Origin of the sequence: Gilliamella sp. B3172 (genome assembly GCF_026536465.1) — a bacterium.
Classification (GTDB): Bacteria; Pseudomonadota; Gammaproteobacteria; order Enterobacterales; family Orbaceae; genus Gilliamella.
This window is the reverse complement of the sequence record NZ_JAFNOA010000001.1, coordinates 21,440-39,016: the sequence shown is the minus strand read 5'-3', so window position 1 is coordinate 39,016 and position 17,577 is coordinate 21,440. Positions and strand designations below refer to the sequence as shown.

General features: G+C 40.3%; 16 protein-coding genes. 6 read left to right on the top strand and 10 right to left on the bottom strand.

Annotated features, from left to right (window positions below):
• The first annotated feature begins 1 nt into the window (after window position 1).
• The 3 genes from J3U37_RS00175 (at window position 2) to dusC (ending at window position 3,130) form a co-directional block, all read left to right on the top strand.
• Entirely contained in the window at window positions 2-1,321 is a 1,320-nt protein-coding gene (locus tag J3U37_RS00175) for an amidohydrolase (protein WP_220218152.1), read from the top strand.
• 76 nt (window positions 1,322-1,397) lie between these two features.
• Window positions 1,398-2,171 (top strand): molybdopterin-synthase adenylyltransferase MoeB, encoded by a 774-nt coding sequence (locus J3U37_RS00170; RefSeq protein WP_220218153.1) that lies wholly within the window; start codon window positions 1,398-1,400, stop codon window positions 2,169-2,171.
• On the top strand, window positions 2,168-3,130 hold the full coding sequence (gene dusC, locus J3U37_RS00165; RefSeq protein ID WP_267372933.1) for a tRNA dihydrouridine(16) synthase DusC: 963 nt from the start codon (window positions 2,168-2,170) through the stop codon (window positions 3,128-3,130). Before J3U37_RS00170 ends, dusC begins: the two co-directional genes overlap by 4 nt.
• Here dusC and J3U37_RS00160 read toward each other — a convergent pair.
• From J3U37_RS00160 to J3U37_RS00135, 6 genes are all read right to left on the bottom strand, one after another.
• A complete protein-coding gene (locus J3U37_RS00160; RefSeq protein ID WP_267334886.1) occupies window positions 3,119-4,114 on the bottom strand; it encodes a hypothetical protein in 996 nt (331 codons plus the stop codon). The genes dusC and J3U37_RS00160 overlap by 12 nt on opposite strands.
• A gap of 320 nt (window positions 4,115-4,434) precedes the next feature.
• Window positions 4,435-5,325: an L-ribulose-5-phosphate 3-epimerase gene (locus J3U37_RS00155; protein ID WP_267372932.1), complete on the bottom strand. Its 891-nt coding sequence runs from the start codon at window positions 5,323-5,325 to the stop codon at window positions 4,435-4,437.
• 68 nt (window positions 5,326-5,393) lie between these two features.
• Window positions 5,394-6,038 carry a 3-keto-L-gulonate-6-phosphate decarboxylase UlaD gene (locus J3U37_RS00150; RefSeq protein ID WP_220218157.1) on the bottom strand — a complete coding sequence of 215 codons (645 nt, stop codon included), beginning with the start codon at window positions 6,036-6,038 and terminating at the stop codon, window positions 5,394-5,396.
• A gap of 19 nt (window positions 6,039-6,057) precedes the next feature.
• Window positions 6,058-6,750 carry an L-ribulose-5-phosphate 4-epimerase gene (locus tag J3U37_RS00145; protein ID WP_220218158.1) on the bottom strand — a complete coding sequence of 231 codons (693 nt, stop codon included), beginning with the start codon at window positions 6,748-6,750 and terminating at the stop codon, window positions 6,058-6,060.
• A gap of 3 nt (window positions 6,751-6,753) precedes the next feature.
• A complete protein-coding gene (locus J3U37_RS00140) occupies window positions 6,754-7,227 on the bottom strand; it encodes a PTS sugar transporter subunit IIA (protein ID WP_220218159.1) in 474 nt (157 codons plus the stop codon).
• Between the two features lie 21 nt (window positions 7,228-7,248).
• A complete protein-coding gene (locus J3U37_RS00135) occupies window positions 7,249-9,015 on the bottom strand; it encodes a PTS ascorbate-specific subunit IIBC (RefSeq protein WP_220218160.1) in 1,767 nt (588 codons plus the stop codon).
• Window positions 9,016-9,463: 448 nt separating this feature from the next.
• On the opposite strand from J3U37_RS00135, the gene ulaR reads away from it, so the two are divergent.
• Window positions 9,464-10,225, top strand: coding sequence for an HTH-type transcriptional regulator UlaR (ulaR, locus tag J3U37_RS00130; RefSeq protein WP_267372931.1), 762 nt, complete (start codon window positions 9,464-9,466; stop codon window positions 10,223-10,225).
• A gap of 25 nt (window positions 10,226-10,250) precedes the next feature.
• On the top strand, window positions 10,251-11,318 hold the full coding sequence (ulaG, locus tag J3U37_RS00125; protein WP_267329851.1) for an L-ascorbate 6-phosphate lactonase: 1,068 nt from the start codon (window positions 10,251-10,253) through the stop codon (window positions 11,316-11,318).
• Between the two features lie 798 nt (window positions 11,319-12,116).
• Here the strand turns inward: ulaG and J3U37_RS00120 are convergent.
• Window positions 12,117-12,314, bottom strand: a complete 198-nt coding sequence (locus J3U37_RS00120; protein ID WP_267372930.1) for a hypothetical protein — start codon at window positions 12,312-12,314, stop codon at window positions 12,117-12,119.
• Between the two features lie 667 nt (window positions 12,315-12,981).
• On the opposite strand from J3U37_RS00120, the gene J3U37_RS00115 reads away from it, so the two are divergent.
• The gene (locus tag J3U37_RS00115) at window positions 12,982-13,146 is read left to right on the top strand and encodes a hypothetical protein (protein ID WP_267372929.1); all 165 of its coding nucleotides are present in this window, start codon (window positions 12,982-12,984) and stop codon (window positions 13,144-13,146) included.
• A gap of 99 nt (window positions 13,147-13,245) precedes the next feature.
• Here J3U37_RS00115 and murJ read toward each other — a convergent pair whose 3' ends face one another.
• From murJ to icd, 3 genes are all read right to left on the bottom strand, one after another.
• Window positions 13,246-14,784, bottom strand: coding sequence for a murein biosynthesis integral membrane protein MurJ (gene murJ, locus J3U37_RS00110; protein ID WP_220218164.1), 1,539 nt, complete (start codon window positions 14,782-14,784; stop codon window positions 13,246-13,248).
• Window positions 14,785-14,923: 139 nt separating this feature from the next.
• On the bottom strand, window positions 14,924-16,279 hold the full coding sequence (locus tag J3U37_RS00105; RefSeq protein WP_267329019.1) for a citrate/2-methylcitrate synthase: 1,356 nt from the start codon (window positions 16,277-16,279) through the stop codon (window positions 14,924-14,926).
• A 19-nt stretch (window positions 16,280-16,298) separates the two neighbouring features.
• Window positions 16,299-17,561, bottom strand: a complete 1,263-nt coding sequence (gene icd, locus J3U37_RS00100) for an NADP-dependent isocitrate dehydrogenase (protein WP_267372928.1) — start codon at window positions 17,559-17,561, stop codon at window positions 16,299-16,301.
• Window positions 17,562-17,577: the final 16 nt, after the last annotated feature.

The window sequence follows — 17,577 nt, the reverse complement described above, 5'->3', positions numbered from 1 at the left end:
GATGACAAAAGAAGAACTTAAAAAACAGGTTTGCCAAGCGATTGCCAACCGTAAAGCAGATATAAAAACCCTTGCTGAAGCGATTTGGGCTGAACCGGAGCTGGGCTATAAAGAGCATAAAACCGCCAAAAAAGTTGAACAAGCGTTTGATGCGCTCGGCGTACCGTATAAAAATAAACTGGCGGTAACTGGCGTTAAAGGCCGCTTAAAAGGGGGTAAAGGTAGCCAATACAGCGTTGCTGTCATTGGCGAACTCGATGCGATTATTTGCGCTGACCACCCGTCCGCAGATGAAACATCCGGTGCTGCGCATTGTTGTGGTCATAATGCCCAAATTGCCAACATGATGGCGGTCACTATGGGATTAATTGACGCCGGCGCCATGCAGTTTTTAGCCGGCGATGTGGTGCCATTTGCTGTACCGGCCGAAGAGTATGTTGAAATTACTTACCGAAATCGCCTTATTGAAGAAGGCAAAATTAAATATATCGGCGGTAAACCGGAACTGATTTCACGAGGTGAATTTGATGATGTTGATATGGCATTACAAATCCATTTAACCAGTGTACCGACCGAACAACAAGACGGATTTATCGAAATCTCAACAACCAGTAATGGTTTTATTGGTAAATTAATCCGCTACAAAGGGGAAGCAGCTCATGCGGCAGCTGCACCACATGCCGGCGTCAATGCATTAAATGCCGCCATGATGGGCATGATGGGCGTTCATGCGATTCGTGAAACATTTCAGGAAAAAGACTATATTCGTTTTCACCCAATCATTACTCAAGGCGGCGATTTGGTCAATGTGGTACCTAGTGATGTGCGTATGGAAAGCTATGTAAGGGCTGGTAACGTTCCGGCGATGATTGATGCCAATGAGCGAATTAATCAAGCCTTAAAAGCCGGCGCAATGGCGGTAGGAGCAACGTGTGAAATTAAAGATCTACCCGGTTATCTACCTTTGCATAATAACCCAACATTAAATACGCTTTTAAAAGCCAATGCTGAAGCATTAATTGGCGAAGAAAATGTATCTGTTGCGCCGCATATGACGGGTAGCACCGACACCGGCGATTTATCACATATCATGCCGGTTAGTCATCCATGGATTGGCTCAGTCAGAGGCGTACTGCACGGTAAAGACTACACGGTATTTGATGAAGATATGGCCTACATCCGCCCCGCTCAAATGATGGCATGTACCATTATCGATCTGCTTTATGATGACGCCAAAACGGCACAAACATTATTATCCAACTATAAACCATTGATGAGTAAAGAAGAGTATTTAAGCTTCTTGTCGAAATTCGATAAATAATGTTTTTCACTTGGCACAATGTTTGTGCCAAGTTTCTGCTATAATAGCGATTTTTTAACAACCAACACAACTTTCTATGCAAGCGCTAACCGATCAAGAACTCTATCGTTATGACAGACAAATCACTTTACGTGGTTTTGATATTGATAAACAGCAGATCTTAAAAAATAGCGCTGTGTTAATAATTGGTCTGGGCGGATTAGGTTGTGCCGCTTCACTCTATTTAGCCAGTGCCGGTATCGGTAAATTAACTTTAGTCGATTTTGATACCGTGTCCGCATCTAACTTAAACCGGCAAATTTTATATACTGCACAGTCAATCAACAAATTTAAAGTGGATGAAGCCAAACAAGCATTACTTAACATCAATGCGGATATCGAAATAACTGCAATCAATGATAAAATTGAAGATGAGAAGTTAATGGCATTAATTCAACAACACGACATTGTCATCGACTGCACCGATAACTTATCCACCCGGGAACAGATTAATGGCAACTGTTATCAGCTTAAAAAACCGCTAGTTTCTGCTGCGGCTATACGAATGGAAGGGTTATTAACAACCTTTACTTATCAAGCTAATACGCCATGTTACCACTGTTTAAGCCGACTGTTTGGGCAAGATCAACTAAGTTGCGTTGAAGCCGGTGTCATGGCGCCATTAGTCGGCATGTTTGGATCGATGCAAGCACTCGAAGCTATTAAAGTTTTAACCGATTATGGCAAGCCATTAGTGGGTCGGGTGCTGATGATTGATACCATGAGTATGCAATTTAATCAGGTTGGACTTTCAAAGCAGCCCGATTGTCCGATCTGTGGTGAAAGCGATAAAAATCGGGTAACACAATGAATATTAATCGAATTATATTAGCACCAATGGAAGGTGTATTGGATTATCATGTCCGACAAATCTTAACTGAAATAAATCAATTTGATTATTGCGTGACGGAGTTTGTGCGCGTCACGCATCATAAATTATCCAATCGAACCTTTTATCGACTTTGCCCAGAGCTTAACCATGGCGGAAAAACCACATCGGGCACACCTGTTCGTGTCCAAATACTGGGACAATCACCGCAATGGATGGCAGAAAATGCGCTCAAAGCGATCGAATTAGGCTCCTATGGCGTGGATATTAATTTTGGTTGCCCGGCTAAAACCGTGGTTGGCAGCCATGGCGGCGCCTATTTATTACAATATCCACAGCAGATCTTCGATATTGTTCAACACGTCCGACAAGCGATTGGCAACGAGCAAATATTATCGGTTAAAATTCGTCTCGGTTGGCATGATAAATCTCTTTGCTATGAGATTGCGCAAGCCATTGCCAGCGCCGGAGCCACTGAATTGGTAGTTCATGGTCGAACAAAACAGGACGGTTATCAAGCGGACAAAATCGATTGGCAGACCATAGGCCACATAAAACAAAAAGTGACCATTCCGGTCATAGCCAATGGTGAAATCTTTGCTATTGAAGATGCCCAAAATTGTGTCAATCAGAGCCAAACCAGCGATATTATGCTGGGTCGGGGAATATTAACCATTCCTAATTTAGCCAATATGATACGCTTTAAACAAGCACCGTTAAGCTGGCAAGACGTTTTACAAATATTAAGTCGCTACGCAAGCAGCCATGTTGCCGATGCCAAACCGTTTTACCATTCTGCTCGAATCAAACAATGGCTGGCATATCTACGACAACATTATCAACCGGCAGCATCATTATTGCGCAATATTCGAACGCTTAAATCACAACAAGAGATCATTGGTTTTTTAGAGCGAGAACAACAACAATCATTACTTAAATAACATATGCCCTTTTGTGGAACCGGCAAAGTAATAACGGGTAATTGAAGCGACAATAAAGCACGGGCAAATCATCGATATCAATAACGTTATTAAAGGTAGAATATAGCTAAAATGCGATCGCAAGTTATTTGCCCAATAAATTAATCTAGTATTATTAAACAATAACGCCAGACAAAGCAGATTGAAAATCACCGTAAATAGATTAATTAACAGCGCACTTTTAATAATTCTATCGGTCTGTAGCACTACAAAAGTTTGTTTGAACTGTTTTCGACTAATTAATATAACCAGCAATAAATTAATCAAAAAAACCATAAGTGGGAAGATCTCATTTAACTCACTTGCATGATAATAGTTAGAAATGGTTAGGGTGGTGAACAATAATAAAGCGGTAAACACAACAAACAAGAACATATATAGCGCAATAAACAACACAAAGTGAATACGAGTGCTATTTTGTTGGTTAAGCTCAAAAACCTGTTTACTTTTATCAAACCATGGACTCATCAGTTTAATATAAAAATAGATAATCAGACCGATTAAGGTCAGCTTAAGCACATTATAGCTGATAGCCGCCGTCACAATCCCGCCACTTGAATTAGGCGCGATAAACCTTGCCAATAAGTCACTGTTAACAAAAATGTGATCAAATATTAAGTCAAAGATTTTGACTATAACTACATTGATTTCTAACAGAAGGAGATTTTTCAGCGTGAAAATATGAATATTACATCGATTTAAAGCGAAAGCCGAAACAATAAAACTTAATAAAGCAACCGGAATTAAATTATAAAATTCATTATGCAAGTAGAGGATATAATCGCTAATAATTGACCATAATAGATAAAAATGGTCAATTACCCCAATAAATGGATATAAAAATAACCATAGAATAATAAGCACACTGAAAATAAAAAACAGTGCAACAAAAGTAAGAGGTAATGTAAAAAAAGATAATTTTTTTGAAACAATGCTTAAAGTCATTTAATACCTTATTTTTATTTCAATTTGGAAATTTAAAATCTGGTTAAAACACGACCTTGAAACATATAATATAGATTAGACAGCATAACCAAAACCGATAAATAAAATACCACAAGCGCAAACAATCACCAATAATATTTTTAATATCCGCCTTGTTTATTAAGGGTTAAACAGTGAAAAACAGTTTATGAATCAATTGGTTAAAAATAATCGTTAGCTGTTTAGCCTTAGTGATAATAATAAGCGTGTAAACACGCTTCACCAGCTTGAAGGGGGTGAAGCAATGTAAAAAATGAGTGGAACAATTAACCTAAACCCGATTAACTAAATAGTGGGAAATCGGCTTGTTGAGCAATATCCGTTAAGCGCTGTTTAGCCGTCACGATATTTTGTTTCCAGTTTTGATCTTGTGCCCACATTTCAATTACCAATGGTGCGGTATAATTCATCTGTTTGAGCGTTGTGAAGATCGCAGCAAAATCGACTTCACCTTCACCGATCACTAAATCACGAAACTGTCCAGCGTAATTGGGTTTAACTTTGTAAGTATCTTTTAGATGTATTTGCACAATATGTTCACTGCTGAGTAATAGCTCGGTGCACACATCATAGTTCCAACCGGTAATATTACCCACATCCGGATAAGCCATAAAATAAGGGGAGTTGACTGATTTTCGTAAAATCTCAAATTTACTGAGCGAGTTGAGATAGTTGGTATCCATTATCTCAACTGCTAACATCACGCCCCTTCGCTCAGCTTGTTTGGCGCTCCATTGCATTCCTTCAATAAAACGCTGATGAGTCTCTAAATTAGCCGGTTCGTAATAAACATCATAGCCCGCTAACTGAATCACTCTCACGCCTAACTTATAAGCAAGCAAAATGGCTTTATTCATAATGATTTTAGCTTGTTGTCGAATACTCTCCTGCGCTGAGCCAAATGGGTATTTACGGTGAGCGCTTAAACAAATGGAATGAAAATAGATGCCGGTTTGTTCACATAATCGCTTTAAGCTGAAAATCTCTTCATCTGACCAATCGAGCCTTGCTTGACGTTCATCAGTTTCGTCAATCGACAGTTCGATAAAGTCGAATCCTAATGATTTCGCTTGGTTAAATTTTTCTTGCCATGAAAGCGTATTAGGAAGTGCTTTTTCATAAAGACCGATCAAAGGCGATGATTTGATGATATTGATTGAACTTTCTGTCATAGTTTAAACCTAATAGTGATTAAATAAAGCTTGATGCAGTCACTAATTAAGTGACTGCATCAATCCGCTTACCAATATTTAGCAATTTGATCTCTCAACGCTTGCGCCGTTTGTTGACCGTTTTCATTGGCTAGTGCTCGACCAGCGATAAATGCTTTGGTTTTAATTCCTTTGAACAGATGTATATCTTCCGGCACAATGCCACCGGTGATGGATAACTCTAACCCCAGATCAGAAAGTTGGCGCATTTTAACCAGATCTTCTTCGCCCCAACCAACCCCTGCCAATTCGGCATCTCGTGAGCGATGATAGATCGCTTGTTTGATGCCTAATTTACGCCACGCTTTGGCATCTTCAAGCGTCCAATGACCATACAGCTCAATTTGAATTTCACCGTTATACTCATCAGCCACTTTTTTACAAGCTTCAATGGTTGCAATATGCGCCGCTGCTGAAACCGTGAGCCAATTTGCGCCAGCAGAAAACGCCATTTTCGCCAAAATAGCACCGCCATCGGTGGTTTTTAAATCACACACTAAAATATGATTAGGGTGCTTTTCTCTTAAGGTTTTCACACCAATAATGCCGGCACCAAATGCCAGAATCGTTCCTACTTCGATAATATCGACAAATCCGGCAACATTCTCTGCTACCTCTAAAGCCGGCTTTAATTCTGTTTGATCTAAGGCTATTTGTAACATAGGTTTTGTCATTTTACTTCCCCTTTAAATTCTATTTTTGACCATAATAAGCATTGGCACCATGCTTACGGAAATAGTGTTTATCTGATAAAGCTTGTTGAATATGAATGGTTGGATTAAGCTGACGAGTTGACAGCGCCATTTTAGCCACCTCTTCGAGTACCACTGCGTTATGTACTGCATCAATGGCATCTTTTCCCCAACAAAATGGCGCATGTCCTGAAATTAATGCGCCAGGCATAGCAACCGGATCAAGACCACGACGCTTGAACTCCTCAATAATCACTAATCCGGTGTTTTTTTCATAATCTGACGCAATTTCATTTTCAGTCAATCGCCTTGTACAAGGTACATCGCCATAAAAATAATCCGCATGCGTTGTGCCTAATGCCGGTACATCTAATTCTGCTTGCGCCCAAATGGTGGCAAAAGGTGAATGAGTATGCACAATGCCACCAATGTTGCTAAACGCTTTGTAAAGCTCAAGATGCGTTGCGGTATCGCTTGACGGGTTTAATCGTCCTTCGACTATCTCACCTTCTAGTGACAAGACAACAATGTCTTCGACCTTCATATTTTCATACTCTACGCCGGAGGGTTTAATCGCAATCACCCCTTTAGTACGATCAATTTGCGAAACGTTACCCCAAGTAAAGGTCACTAAGTGATGTTTGGGCAGGGTTAAATTAGCTTGTAATACTTTCTCTTTTAAAGCCTGATACATAAATCAACCTCCCATTAATGCCTTATCGATGACGGCATAAACATCTTCTTTGGTTTTACACGCTCTTAACTTATCGAGATCAACACCTGTTTCACTGTTTTCATCATCGAGTACTTGTGTCACTTCCATTAACCCTTGCATATGCTCATCTGAAGTACTGCCCGCTAACGTGATAAGCACATCAACCGGTTCCGGTTCGCCGTCAAAGTAGACCGGTTTATTGAGTGTGACTAAAGCAAATGCTGTTCGATTCACGCCGTCTTCGGGTCTGGCGTGTGGCATGGCAAAATTAGGGGCGATAATAATGTAAGGACCCATGGTTTTTACGCAGTGAATAATCGCCTCATAATAAGAGGGTTTAATCGCTTGAGATGCAACAAGCATATCCGTTCCTAACTTGATAGCTTCCTGCCAAGTGGCTGCATCAGCTTTAAGTAAAATAGAGTTGTTTTCAATCAATGATTCTTTCAAAGCCATGTTGCGCTCCTTTTATATAATTTACTGGGCAAGAACTTTTTTAATCAGTTCAATAAGTTCATCACCAAATGTGTTTGGATTTAGCATATTTTGTACACCTAAAGCATGTTGTCCTTCGTTGACTTCAATCTCGTGGATCAGATGCTTAGAGGCAACGATAATATCGACATTAGGTAAACGGGATTTGTAATCGGTAACTGCACATGAATCCATAACATTGGCTATGCCTTTCTTATCTAAATAATTGGCAATTTTCATTTTCATCATCATTGAAGAGCCTTGACCACTGCCGCATACCGCTAAAATGCGCACCGGTTTACCTTCACTAATTGCCACTTCTTCCATTTTTTCAACGACCGCTTCGTTAACATCTTCAGTTGGATCATCCACCAGCGGTCTATTTTTTTGTTCTGCTTCTTCTTGACGTAACTGTTTAGCCGCAAAGAACATATAGACTAAAGCTAAAGCGATAAGTACATAGATGAATAAGTAAGAGAAAGATAATCCTTGTAAAATAGGCGGGAACAAGATAGCCCAGTCAGCCATACCCATCCAAGAATCGATTGGTGTACCATTTTGCGCAAAGATATGAATCACCCAGGCAGAGCCAAATACTTCAATCATGCCCATAACAAAACAGATCTTCATCACCGCTTTCCAGCCACCAAAATGGTTAGAAAATACGCCAATGGTCGCATTAGAGAAGAACATCGGGATAAAGCCCGGAATGATCATAATCGGCGATTTAAAGACCAGTAATAAAGCAATAGCTAAAAATTGCCCTAATGCACCCCAGATAAAACCAAACACCATTGCATTAGGTGAAAACGCATAAATCGCCGCACAGTCAATGGCGAGTACCGCATTAGGAATTAATTTTTCAGAAATACCTTTAAAGGCTTCAGATAATTCGGCAACAAACATTCTCACGCCGCCAACAATAACTTGAATTGCCACCGCAAATTTAAGCCCTGTCTCTAAAATATAGATTGTCCAATGGGTTGAACCGGCCATTGTTTGTAAATTATCTAAACCGAAAGAAAGTAGAATAATGCCAAAAAAGATGGTCATGACAATTGCGGTTGCCGCAATGCTATCATGGAAAATATGCAACCATTTCGGAAGTTTTAGATTATCCACTGAATCATTTTTATCACCTAATTTCGGCGCTAATTTAACCGCAATCCACGACCCTAATTGTTGCTGATGACCAATTGAAAACCCAGCTCCACCGGTGACGGCCTCAGTTGGTTTAAACATCATATTGGAAAAAATTCCCCAATAGAGCGCCGTAATAACAGCTGAGTAGATGATTGTTTCCCACATGCTAAAACCAAATAGGAAATAAAATAGTGCAATTAAGCCCACTTGTTGGAACATGATATGTCCGGTAAGCATAATTGTCCGAATTCCGGTTATACGGCGGAAAATAACCAATAAAATATTAATCGCAAGCGCTAATAGTACCGCATAGCCTACCCATGAATAATACTCACCCATGCCTGTCTCAACCGCCACCATTGAGGCATAAGTATCGATAATTGATCCTTTGATACCATGATATTCAGAAAGTTTGGCGATAACCGGTTTAAAGGTCGAAACCAAAACGCCCGAACCAACTTGCAATAACATGAAACCGACGATAGTTTTAATTGTTCCTTTTAAAATAGTGGTGATATCTTTTCTTAAAAGGCAATAGCCTAACATTGTCACTAACCCAAGTAACAAAGGCGCCTTTGTCATCACTTGGCTATAAAAAATATAAAATATGTTATAGATTACTTCCATAGACCCCTCTCAATGGTAATGGACACTACTGCTTCAATTATTCGAAGAACTGACAACAGATAGATGAATAAATCATCAAAATGTCTCTTATATGGTTGTTAATGATGAAGTTAATTTTGAGATAAATTTAAACTTCATTGGTTAATCAATCGCAAATGACTCAATTAACCGACATCATCTTTTCACAATCACAATTAATCACTCAATGATTATTTATGATTAATTTGACCAAGATCACCTTTCTAATTCATTCGACTTAATATCTGTGATTGTGATCACACTTTTGTTAAAAAAACCGTTCCAAACAAATGCAAAAGTTATTTTTTTACAATATATTAAAGAAATATCCATGGAATAGGATTTTTAAAATAATTGACAATATTGTGAATGAAAACTATTATCACAAATAATCAAATTTAATCAAAAAATGGACAACTTGAGGCGATAAATGAACGAAATAACTCGACATAATGAAATTGTTGCTTTAGTGAGCGAAAAAGGGATGCTCAAAGTGACAGAATTGATCGAACTTTTTTCGATCTCACCGGCTACAGCCCGTCGTGATATCACAAAATTAGATCAAGAAGGGCGAGTAAAAAAAGTTCGTAATGGCATTATGCGATTAGAAGAACAAAAAGCGATTTGGGTGCCAATTGACATCAACAACACCGAAAACTATCACGAAAAAGCACGCATTGCGATACGAGCGGCAAAGCTATGCAGTAACGATGAAAATGTGGTGATTAATTGTGGATCAACCGCTTTTTTATTAGGACGTGAATTGTGTGGCAAGCAGGTTTCGATTATCACAAACTACTTTCCACTGGCTTGTTATTTAATTGAGCATGATCATGAAAATGTCATCATTATGGGTGGTTTATATAACAAAACACAAAATATCATCCTCAACCCAATTGCCAGTATCACAGATTCCTATGCCGGTAAATGGATGTTTACCAGTGGCAAAACCCTTACGCCAACAGGCCTTTATAAAAATGAAATATTAAGCGCTGTAGCTGAACAGCAAATATTAGAAAAAGCGGAAAAATTGGTAGTGGTGGTCGATAGTTCAAAAATCGATACCAAAGCAAATTCAGGCATGCTTTTTTGCCCAGTAAATAAAATTGATATCTTAATTACCGGTAAGCAAGCAAACAAGGAAGTAATTGAGAGCATCAAAAAACAAGGTGTAGAAGTGATTTTAGTCTAATTATTATTGTTAAAAGGAACATAGTATGAGTAAAGTGAACGAAATTACCCGTGAATCGTGGATATTAAATACGTTTCCTGAGTGGGGAACTTGGCTTAATGAAGAGATTGAAACAACCGAGGTTAAACCCAATACGTTTACCATGTGGTGGCTTGCTTGTACCGGGATTTGGTTAAAATCGGCTGGTAATACAAATATCTCGGTGGATTTTTGGTGTGGAACAGGTAAAAAAACTCATGCCAACCCTTTCATGAACAAACAACATCAAATGATGCGTATGGGCGGCGTGCGTGAGTTACAACCCAATTTAAGAACCAGCCCTTTTGTGCTTGACCCTTTTGCGATAAAAGAGATCGACGCAGTAATGGCAACCCACGATCATGCTGATCACATTGACGTTAATGTGGCAGCGGCGGTAATTCAAAATTGTTCACCGAAAGTCAAATTTATTGGTCCTAAAGCTTGTGTCGAATTATGGAAAAGCTGGGGCGTGCCGGAAGATCGTTGCATCGTTGCCAAAGTGGGCGATACCATAGAAGTGGGTGATATCACCATTCGTGTGCTTGACTCATTTGACCGAACTTCTTTAGTAACGCTACCTAAAGGCGTCTCTTCAACCGATAAATCGATTTTAGACGGTATGGATGATAGAGCGGTTAACTATCTGTTTGAAACATCCGGCGGATCACTTTATCACTCTGGCGATTCTCACTATTCTAACTACTATGCGAAACATGGTAACGATTATAAGATTGACGTGGCGTTGCTTTCTTACGGTGAAAACCCACGTGGTGTAACCGATAAAATGACCTCATCAGACATTTTACGTGCAGCCGAATCACTTAATACTAAAGTCGTGATTCCATTCCACCACGATATCTGGGCAAACTTCCAAAGTGATCCTCGTGAAATTGAAGTGTTATGGGAAATGAAAAAAGATCGCCTTGATTACCAATTCTCGCCATTCTTCTGGCAAGTCGGTGGGCGTTATACTTATCCAACTGATAAAGGTAAAATGCATTATCAGCACTATCGTGGCTTTAGAGATATCTTTACTGACGAACCGGAATTACCTTACCGTTCGTTTTTATAGTCGATGTAGCGGCCTGTCAATTTGACAGGCCAGTTTGTCAAATTTTGGTTAATGTCATTTGATTAAATAAGCTTTTATTTAGTCCTTTGGGTCGGTTAGTTTAACGGCCCCTTTTTGTTAATATCCTTTCTATTTAAGCGTTCGCTGGATTATTTAGTGTTTTGAGTTTTTGGTTGAGGTTATTTAGATTTTATACTTAAACGTGGGTGTTTTCTGAAAGTTCTTGTCAGTGGTTTGTGTTTTTTTGCTTAAACGCCTATATTTTCTGAAACTTCTTGACAAGTTTTTTACTTTCTTTGAAAGTTGTAGGTTTTTTGTCTGCAGGTTTCGGACGCTGTGAATTAGTTGATATTTTCATTTCGGTGTCTGCGTCCGAATAGGGGGATTTTATGCGAAATCCCCCTATACCCCCTCGCAGCACCACCCAAAGCGGTCTGGCGACTGCCCTCCGCCTTCGTTCGGTCTTAACGCACCGGAGCTGATTTGTTCCGGACAAAGCAGCGCCTCGCCAAACACCCCTGTTTGGCGTGCTAACCTCTCTCAGTTGTCGGCGCTTTGTGAAGGTGCGGGTTGGTGCACTTGTTTGCTTTTGTGGAAGGTAATGGTATGGGAATTTGGATATTTTAAACAATATCTTAAAATTTTGTTTTTATACTTAAACGTATATGTTTTCTGAAAGTTCTTGTCAGTGATTTGTGTTTTTTACTTAAACACCTATATTTTCTGAAAGTTTTTAACAGGATTTTATGGGTGATGAAAGTCATAGGTTTTGGATCTTTAGGTTTCGGACGCTGGAAATTAGTTGATATTTTCATTTCGGTGTCTGCGTCCGAATAGGGGGATTTTATGCGAAATCCCCCTATACCCCCTCGCAGCACCACCCAAAGCGGTCTTCGACTGCCCTCCGCCTTCGTTCGGTCTTAACGCACCGGCGCTGATTTGTTCCCGACAAAGCAGCGCCTCGCCAAACATCCTTGTTTGGCGTGCTAACCTCACTCAGTTGTCGGCGCTTTGTGAAGGTGCAATCTGGTGCACTTTTATGATTTGGTGAAAAGTTACCATTTAGGTTTTGGGATATTTTGAAAATATCTTAAAAATTTTGTTTTTATACTAAAACGTGGGTATTTTCTGAAAGTTTTTGGCAAGGGTTATGTTTTTTACTTAAACACCTATATTTTCTGAAACTTTTTGACAAGATTTTATGGGTAATGAAAGCCATAGTTTTTTAATCTGTAGGTTTCGGACGCTGGGAATTTGATTGATTTTTTCCTAATGATGTTAGCGTCCGAATAGAAGGACTCTGTGCATAATCCGCTCCCTCTCCGTACAACATTGCACTAAGCGGTTTTCCAATAAACATAAAAATTTTTGACAAGAACTTTCAGAAAATACCTACGTTTAAGCATAAAGCAGCCACTTTAACTAGTTTTAAAAACCCACTAATTCGGATGCTGAGATCGTATTGAAAAAATCGACCTAATAACAGCATTTGAATGCCTGCAATTTTCAAGATCCTATAAAACTTTGTCAAAAACTTTCAGAAATCATAGATGTTTAAGTAAAAATTTTAGCGTTTAAAAAATATCCTAAATCCCCTACCGCTTCTTTTCCCAAAAGCAAACAAATGCACCAGACCGCACCTTCACAAAGCGCCGACAACTAAGTGAGGTTAGCACGCCAAACAAGGATGTTTGGCGAGGCGCTGCTTTGTCCGGAACAAATCAGCGCCGGTGCGTTAAGACCGAACGAAGGCGGAGGGCAGTCGAAGACCGCTTTGGGTGGTGCTGCGTGGGGGTTATTAGGGGGATTTCGCATAAAATCCCCCTAATTCGGACGCAGACATCGTATTGAAAATATCGACTAATTCACAGCGTCCGAAACTTGCAGATCAAAAACCGACAGATCAAAACCCGACAACTTCTTACCCCTAATCAATCCGTTTTATAAAATGTTTTATTTTAAATCCCATTGCCATTAATGCGGCAAAATAGATGATTATGCCGGCGATTACCAATAAGAGTAATCGTCCTACACGCATTAGCATTGTTCCGGTTGACCAATTTGGTAGGAGTTGGGCGCCAAACCATAATACGGCTGACATGAGTATGACTGCGATGATCACTCGGGTTAAGAATAGATACCAACCCGGTTGCGGCTGGTAGAGTTGCTTTTTGCGTAATTGCCAGAAGAGTAATCCGGCATTAAAACATGCAGCCAGTCCGATTGATAAGGAGAGTCCGGCATGCTGTAGTGGTCCAATAAAAATCAAGTTCATCAGTTGGGTTAAGATAAGGGTTATTATGGCTATTTTTACCGGTGTTTTGATATCTTGTCGGGAATAGAAAGCCGGCGCCAGTACTTTGATTAATATCAGTCCAAGCAAACCTATTGAATAGGCAACTAATGCCCGTTGTGTCATTAAGGTGTCAGTTAAGGTGAAGTGTCCGTACTCAAATAGGGTTGAGATTAATGGGCCTGATATGACCCCTAAAGCGACAGTACTAGGTAGAGCGAGTAAGAAGCATAAGCGTAATCCCCAATCTAATAGCTCGCTGTATTGCTTTTGATCGCCGTTTGTGAAGCTTTTTGCTAATGACGGTAATAGTATTGTGCCTAACGCTACGCCGAGTACGCCTGCGGGGAATTCCATTAATCGGTCGGCATAATACATCCACGAAACTGATCCCGATACTAAAAACGAGGCGAAAATGGTGTTGATAATCAGTGAGATTTGCCCCACTGAAACGCCTAAAATCGCCGGTCCCATTTGTTTTAAAACTCGCCATACACCGCTGTCTTTAAAGCTGATGCGTGGCAAGACTAACATGCCTATTTTTTTCAAATAAGGGAGCTGATAAAGGAGTTGTAATATACCTCCAACCCCAACAGATACCGCTAATGCCAATACTGGCGGATCGAAATAAGGGGTGAGGAAGAGCGTGAAAATTATCATGCTGATATTAAGCAGCGTGGGCACAAAGGCCGGAACTGAAAATCGATTCCAGGTGTTAAGAATTGCCCCAACCAGCGATGCTAGCGAAATAAAAAAGATATAAGGAAAAGTGAGGCGTAGTAAGGTGGTGGCAAGTTCAAATTTTTCGGTCGAATCTTCCAAAAATCCCGGCGCAGTTAACATTATGATAAAAGGGGCGGTGAGCACACCAATTAAGGTGACCAGCGCCAGTACCAGTGTTAATAAGCCTGATACATAAGCGACAAAGGTGCGGGTTGCGTCGATGCCTTGCTGATTTTTATATTCCGCTAAGATTGGCACAAATGCTTGCGAAAAAGCGCCTTCAGCAAAAATACGTCTTAATAAATTAGGCAGTTTAAAAGCAACAAAAAAAGCATCAGTTGCCATGCCGGCGCCAAAAAACCGGGCGATAATTGCATCACGCACAAAGCCTAATACTCGTGATACCATTGTCATTGAACTGACTGTTGCTAAAGATTTTAAAAGATTCATAGATGATTTTTATACAATCTTAAAGGGTTGGAACAGATAATGATACATAGTCTACAAACTATTGCTTTAAAGCACCATGCTTTTTTTATAAGCGCTGGTTTCGATTTTACCGTCAGCAGTGTGCTGACGGCGGATAACATTAACGATCTTCAAGAGGAATAAATGGTTTAAGCTGACCGATGTTTTTATAGGCAGGTCGAATAATTCGGCGGTCATCAAAATTGAGCTCTTCAATTCGATGTGCACACCAACCGACAATTCGGGACATGGCAAATAACGGGGTGTAGACCTCTTTCGGTAAGCCAATCATGTCATAGACAAATCCGGAATAAAAGTCGACATTAGCGCAGACCTGTTTTTTGGTTCGGGCGTTTTTTCGATTAACAATGGCATTAATGGCACGTTGTTCAAGCAAGTTTAAAAAATCATACTCTTTTACTCGTCCCTTCTCTTTAGCCAGTTCGTACGCCATTTCTTTAAGTAACACGGCTCGTGGATCGGATACGGTGTAAACCGCATGTCCAATGCCATAAATCAGCCCTTTTTGGTCGAACACTTCTTTATTTAAGATGCGTTTTAAGTAGTTATCAATTTCGGTAACATCAGTCCAATCTTGGATCTGTTGTGCGAGGTGTTTGAGCATTTTGCCGACTTGCAAATTTGCCCCACCATGCAAGGGTCCTTTTAACGAGCCGATACCGGCAGCAATTGAGGAATAAGTATCGGTGCCGGTTGAACTGGTCACCCGTACGGTAAAGGTTGAGTTATTCCCGCCGCCATGTTCGGCATGAATAATCAAGGCGAGATCTAATACTTTCACATCAAGTTGCGTATAACCTCCGGAGCCTTTCATCATATATAAAAAATTTTCAGCGATAGAAAAATCTTCATGCGGGTGGCGAATATGTAACGATTTGCCTTTGGCGCTATGGCTTAACATGTTATAGGCATAAGCAATAATCGCCGGAAATTTGGCAATTAAGTCAATTGATTGGCGCATTAAATTGTCTCGAGAAGTGTCATCCGCTTGTGGGTCATGGGTGTACATTTCCAGCACTGTTCTTGCTAAGATGTTCATCACATCGTGACCTTCGAGCTGCATAATGGCAATTTTGGTCTGTTTTTCCAGCGCCATTGATTCACAAAGTAATCGGGAAAAGTCACGCAGTTCTTCCGCATCCGGTAAATAGCCGGATAAAAGCAGATAAATGGTCTCTTCGAAGCCTGTGCGCTGCTCTTTTTGAGCATTATGTACCAGATCGTCAATATTAATCCCACGATACAATAATTTTCCGTCAATCGGTTTTAATACACCATTATCTAACCGCTCATAGCCTAGCACGTCGCCGATTTTAGTTAATCCAACCAGTACACCTGTGTGATCAGCATTACGTAAACCACGTTTAACATTGAATTTTTCGAATAGCTGCGACTCAATTTTGCTGGTGTTTTTAATGGTTTCAGATAATTTATAAACCAAAAACTTCTCTTTCATTTTGTTTACCACCCTTGTTTTATAAGTTATCAATTACCGCTTGGGTAAATTGACTTGTGGATAAGGGTTGCCCATTTTGCATAAAGCGGGCTAAGTCTGTTGTGGCTTTTCCTTGCTGAAATAATTTTTCCATAGCTTGAGTAATCAGTTGCCCTACTTCATACCAACCTAGATAATCAAACATCATCACACCCGATAATAACAGCGAGGACGGATTGGCTTGATTTTGCCCGGCAATATCCGGTGCTGTGCCGTGCGTTGCTTCGAAAATCGCATGTCCGGTCAGATAGTTAATGTTTGCCCCCGGTGCAATGCCAATGCCACCAACTTGAGCGGCAAGTTGATCGGAGATGTAATCACCATTAAGATTTAAGGTAGCCACAACGCTGTAATCTTGTGGCTTAAGCAGCGTATTTTGTAGAAAGGCATCACAAATCACATCTTTTATAATCAGTTTGCCGGATGATTTGGCCGCTTGTAAGGCTTCATCGGCAAGAGCTTGACCATTAGCTTTGGCCATTTTGGCATATTGATTCATGGTAAATACTTCATTGGCAAACTCGCTTTCGGCTAAGGCATATCCCCATTGTTTAAATCCACCTTCGGTAAATTTCATAATGTTGCCTTTATGCACTAATGTGACTGACGGTAATTGATGTTGTAAGGCGTATTTTATCGCTGCACGGATTAATCGCTGCGATCCCTCAATCGATACCGGTTTAACCCCAAATGATGAGGTTTTCGGAAATCGCACTTTGTTAACGCCCATTTGTGTCGATAAAAATTGATAGAATTTTTCGGCTTCGGGGGTACCTTGTTGCCATTCGATGCCCGCATAAATATCTTCGGTGTTTTCCCGAAAAATGGTCATATTGACCTTTTCCGGATGTTTAATCGGTGATTCTACCCCTTTAAACCAGCGCACAGGTCGTAAACAGACATACAGATCTAATTCTTGCCGTAATGCCACATTAAGTGAACGAATTCCTTCACCAACCGGTGTCATTAATGGACCTTTGATACCGATAAGATAGTGTTTAAAAGCATTGATAGTCTCTTGCGGAAGCCAGCTACCGATGAGGTTGTAAGCTTTTTCGCCCGCCAGCACTTCGCACCATTGTACGCTTTTCTCGCCGTGATAAGCTTTTTTAACGGCAGTATCAAATATCGTTTTGGCCGCTGCCCATATCTCTTTGCCCACGCCGTCACCTTCAATAAAAGGAATGGTCGGATGATTTGGTACGATTAACTGTCCATTTTCAATCAAAACTTGCTGTTTCATCGGGTTTCTCCCTGTT

Coding starts and splice junctions, on each gene's coding strand:
- J3U37_RS00135 (WP_220218160.1), bottom strand. CDS start 9,015: ATGGAAGTAATCTATAACATATTTTATATTTTTTATAGCCAAGTGATG.
- J3U37_RS00145 (WP_220218158.1), bottom strand. CDS start 6,750: ATGTATCAGGCTTTAAAAGAGAAAGTATTACAAGCTAATTTAACCCTG.
- dusC (WP_267372933.1), top strand. CDS start 2,168: ATGAATATTAATCGAATTATATTAGCACCAATGGAAGGTGTATTGGAT.
- J3U37_RS00150 (WP_220218157.1), bottom strand. CDS start 6,038: ATGACAAAACCTATGTTACAAATAGCCTTAGATCAAACAGAATTAAAG.
- J3U37_RS00170 (WP_220218153.1), top strand. CDS start 1,398: ATGCAAGCGCTAACCGATCAAGAACTCTATCGTTATGACAGACAAATC.
- J3U37_RS00160 (WP_267334886.1), bottom strand. CDS start 4,114: ATGACTTTAAGCATTGTTTCAAAAAAATTATCTTTTTTTACATTACCT.
- J3U37_RS00140 (WP_220218159.1), bottom strand. CDS start 7,227: ATGGCTTTGAAAGAATCATTGATTGAAAACAACTCTATTTTACTTAAA.
- J3U37_RS00175 (WP_220218152.1), top strand. CDS start 2: ATGACAAAAGAAGAACTTAAAAAACAGGTTTGCCAAGCGATTGCCAAC.
- J3U37_RS00105 (WP_267329019.1), bottom strand. CDS start 16,279: ATGAAAGAGAAGTTTTTGGTTTATAAATTATCTGAAACCATTAAAAAC.
- icd (WP_267372928.1), bottom strand. CDS start 17,561: ATGAAACAGCAAGTTTTGATTGAAAATGGACAGTTAATCGTACCAAAT.
- ulaG (WP_267329851.1), top strand. CDS start 10,251: ATGAGTAAAGTGAACGAAATTACCCGTGAATCGTGGATATTAAATACG.
- J3U37_RS00155 (WP_267372932.1), bottom strand. CDS start 5,325: ATGACAGAAAGTTCAATCAATATCATCAAATCATCGCCTTTGATCGGT.
- ulaR (WP_267372931.1), top strand. CDS start 9,464: ATGAACGAAATAACTCGACATAATGAAATTGTTGCTTTAGTGAGCGAA.
- murJ (WP_220218164.1), bottom strand. CDS start 14,784: ATGAATCTTTTAAAATCTTTAGCAACAGTCAGTTCAATGACAATGGTA.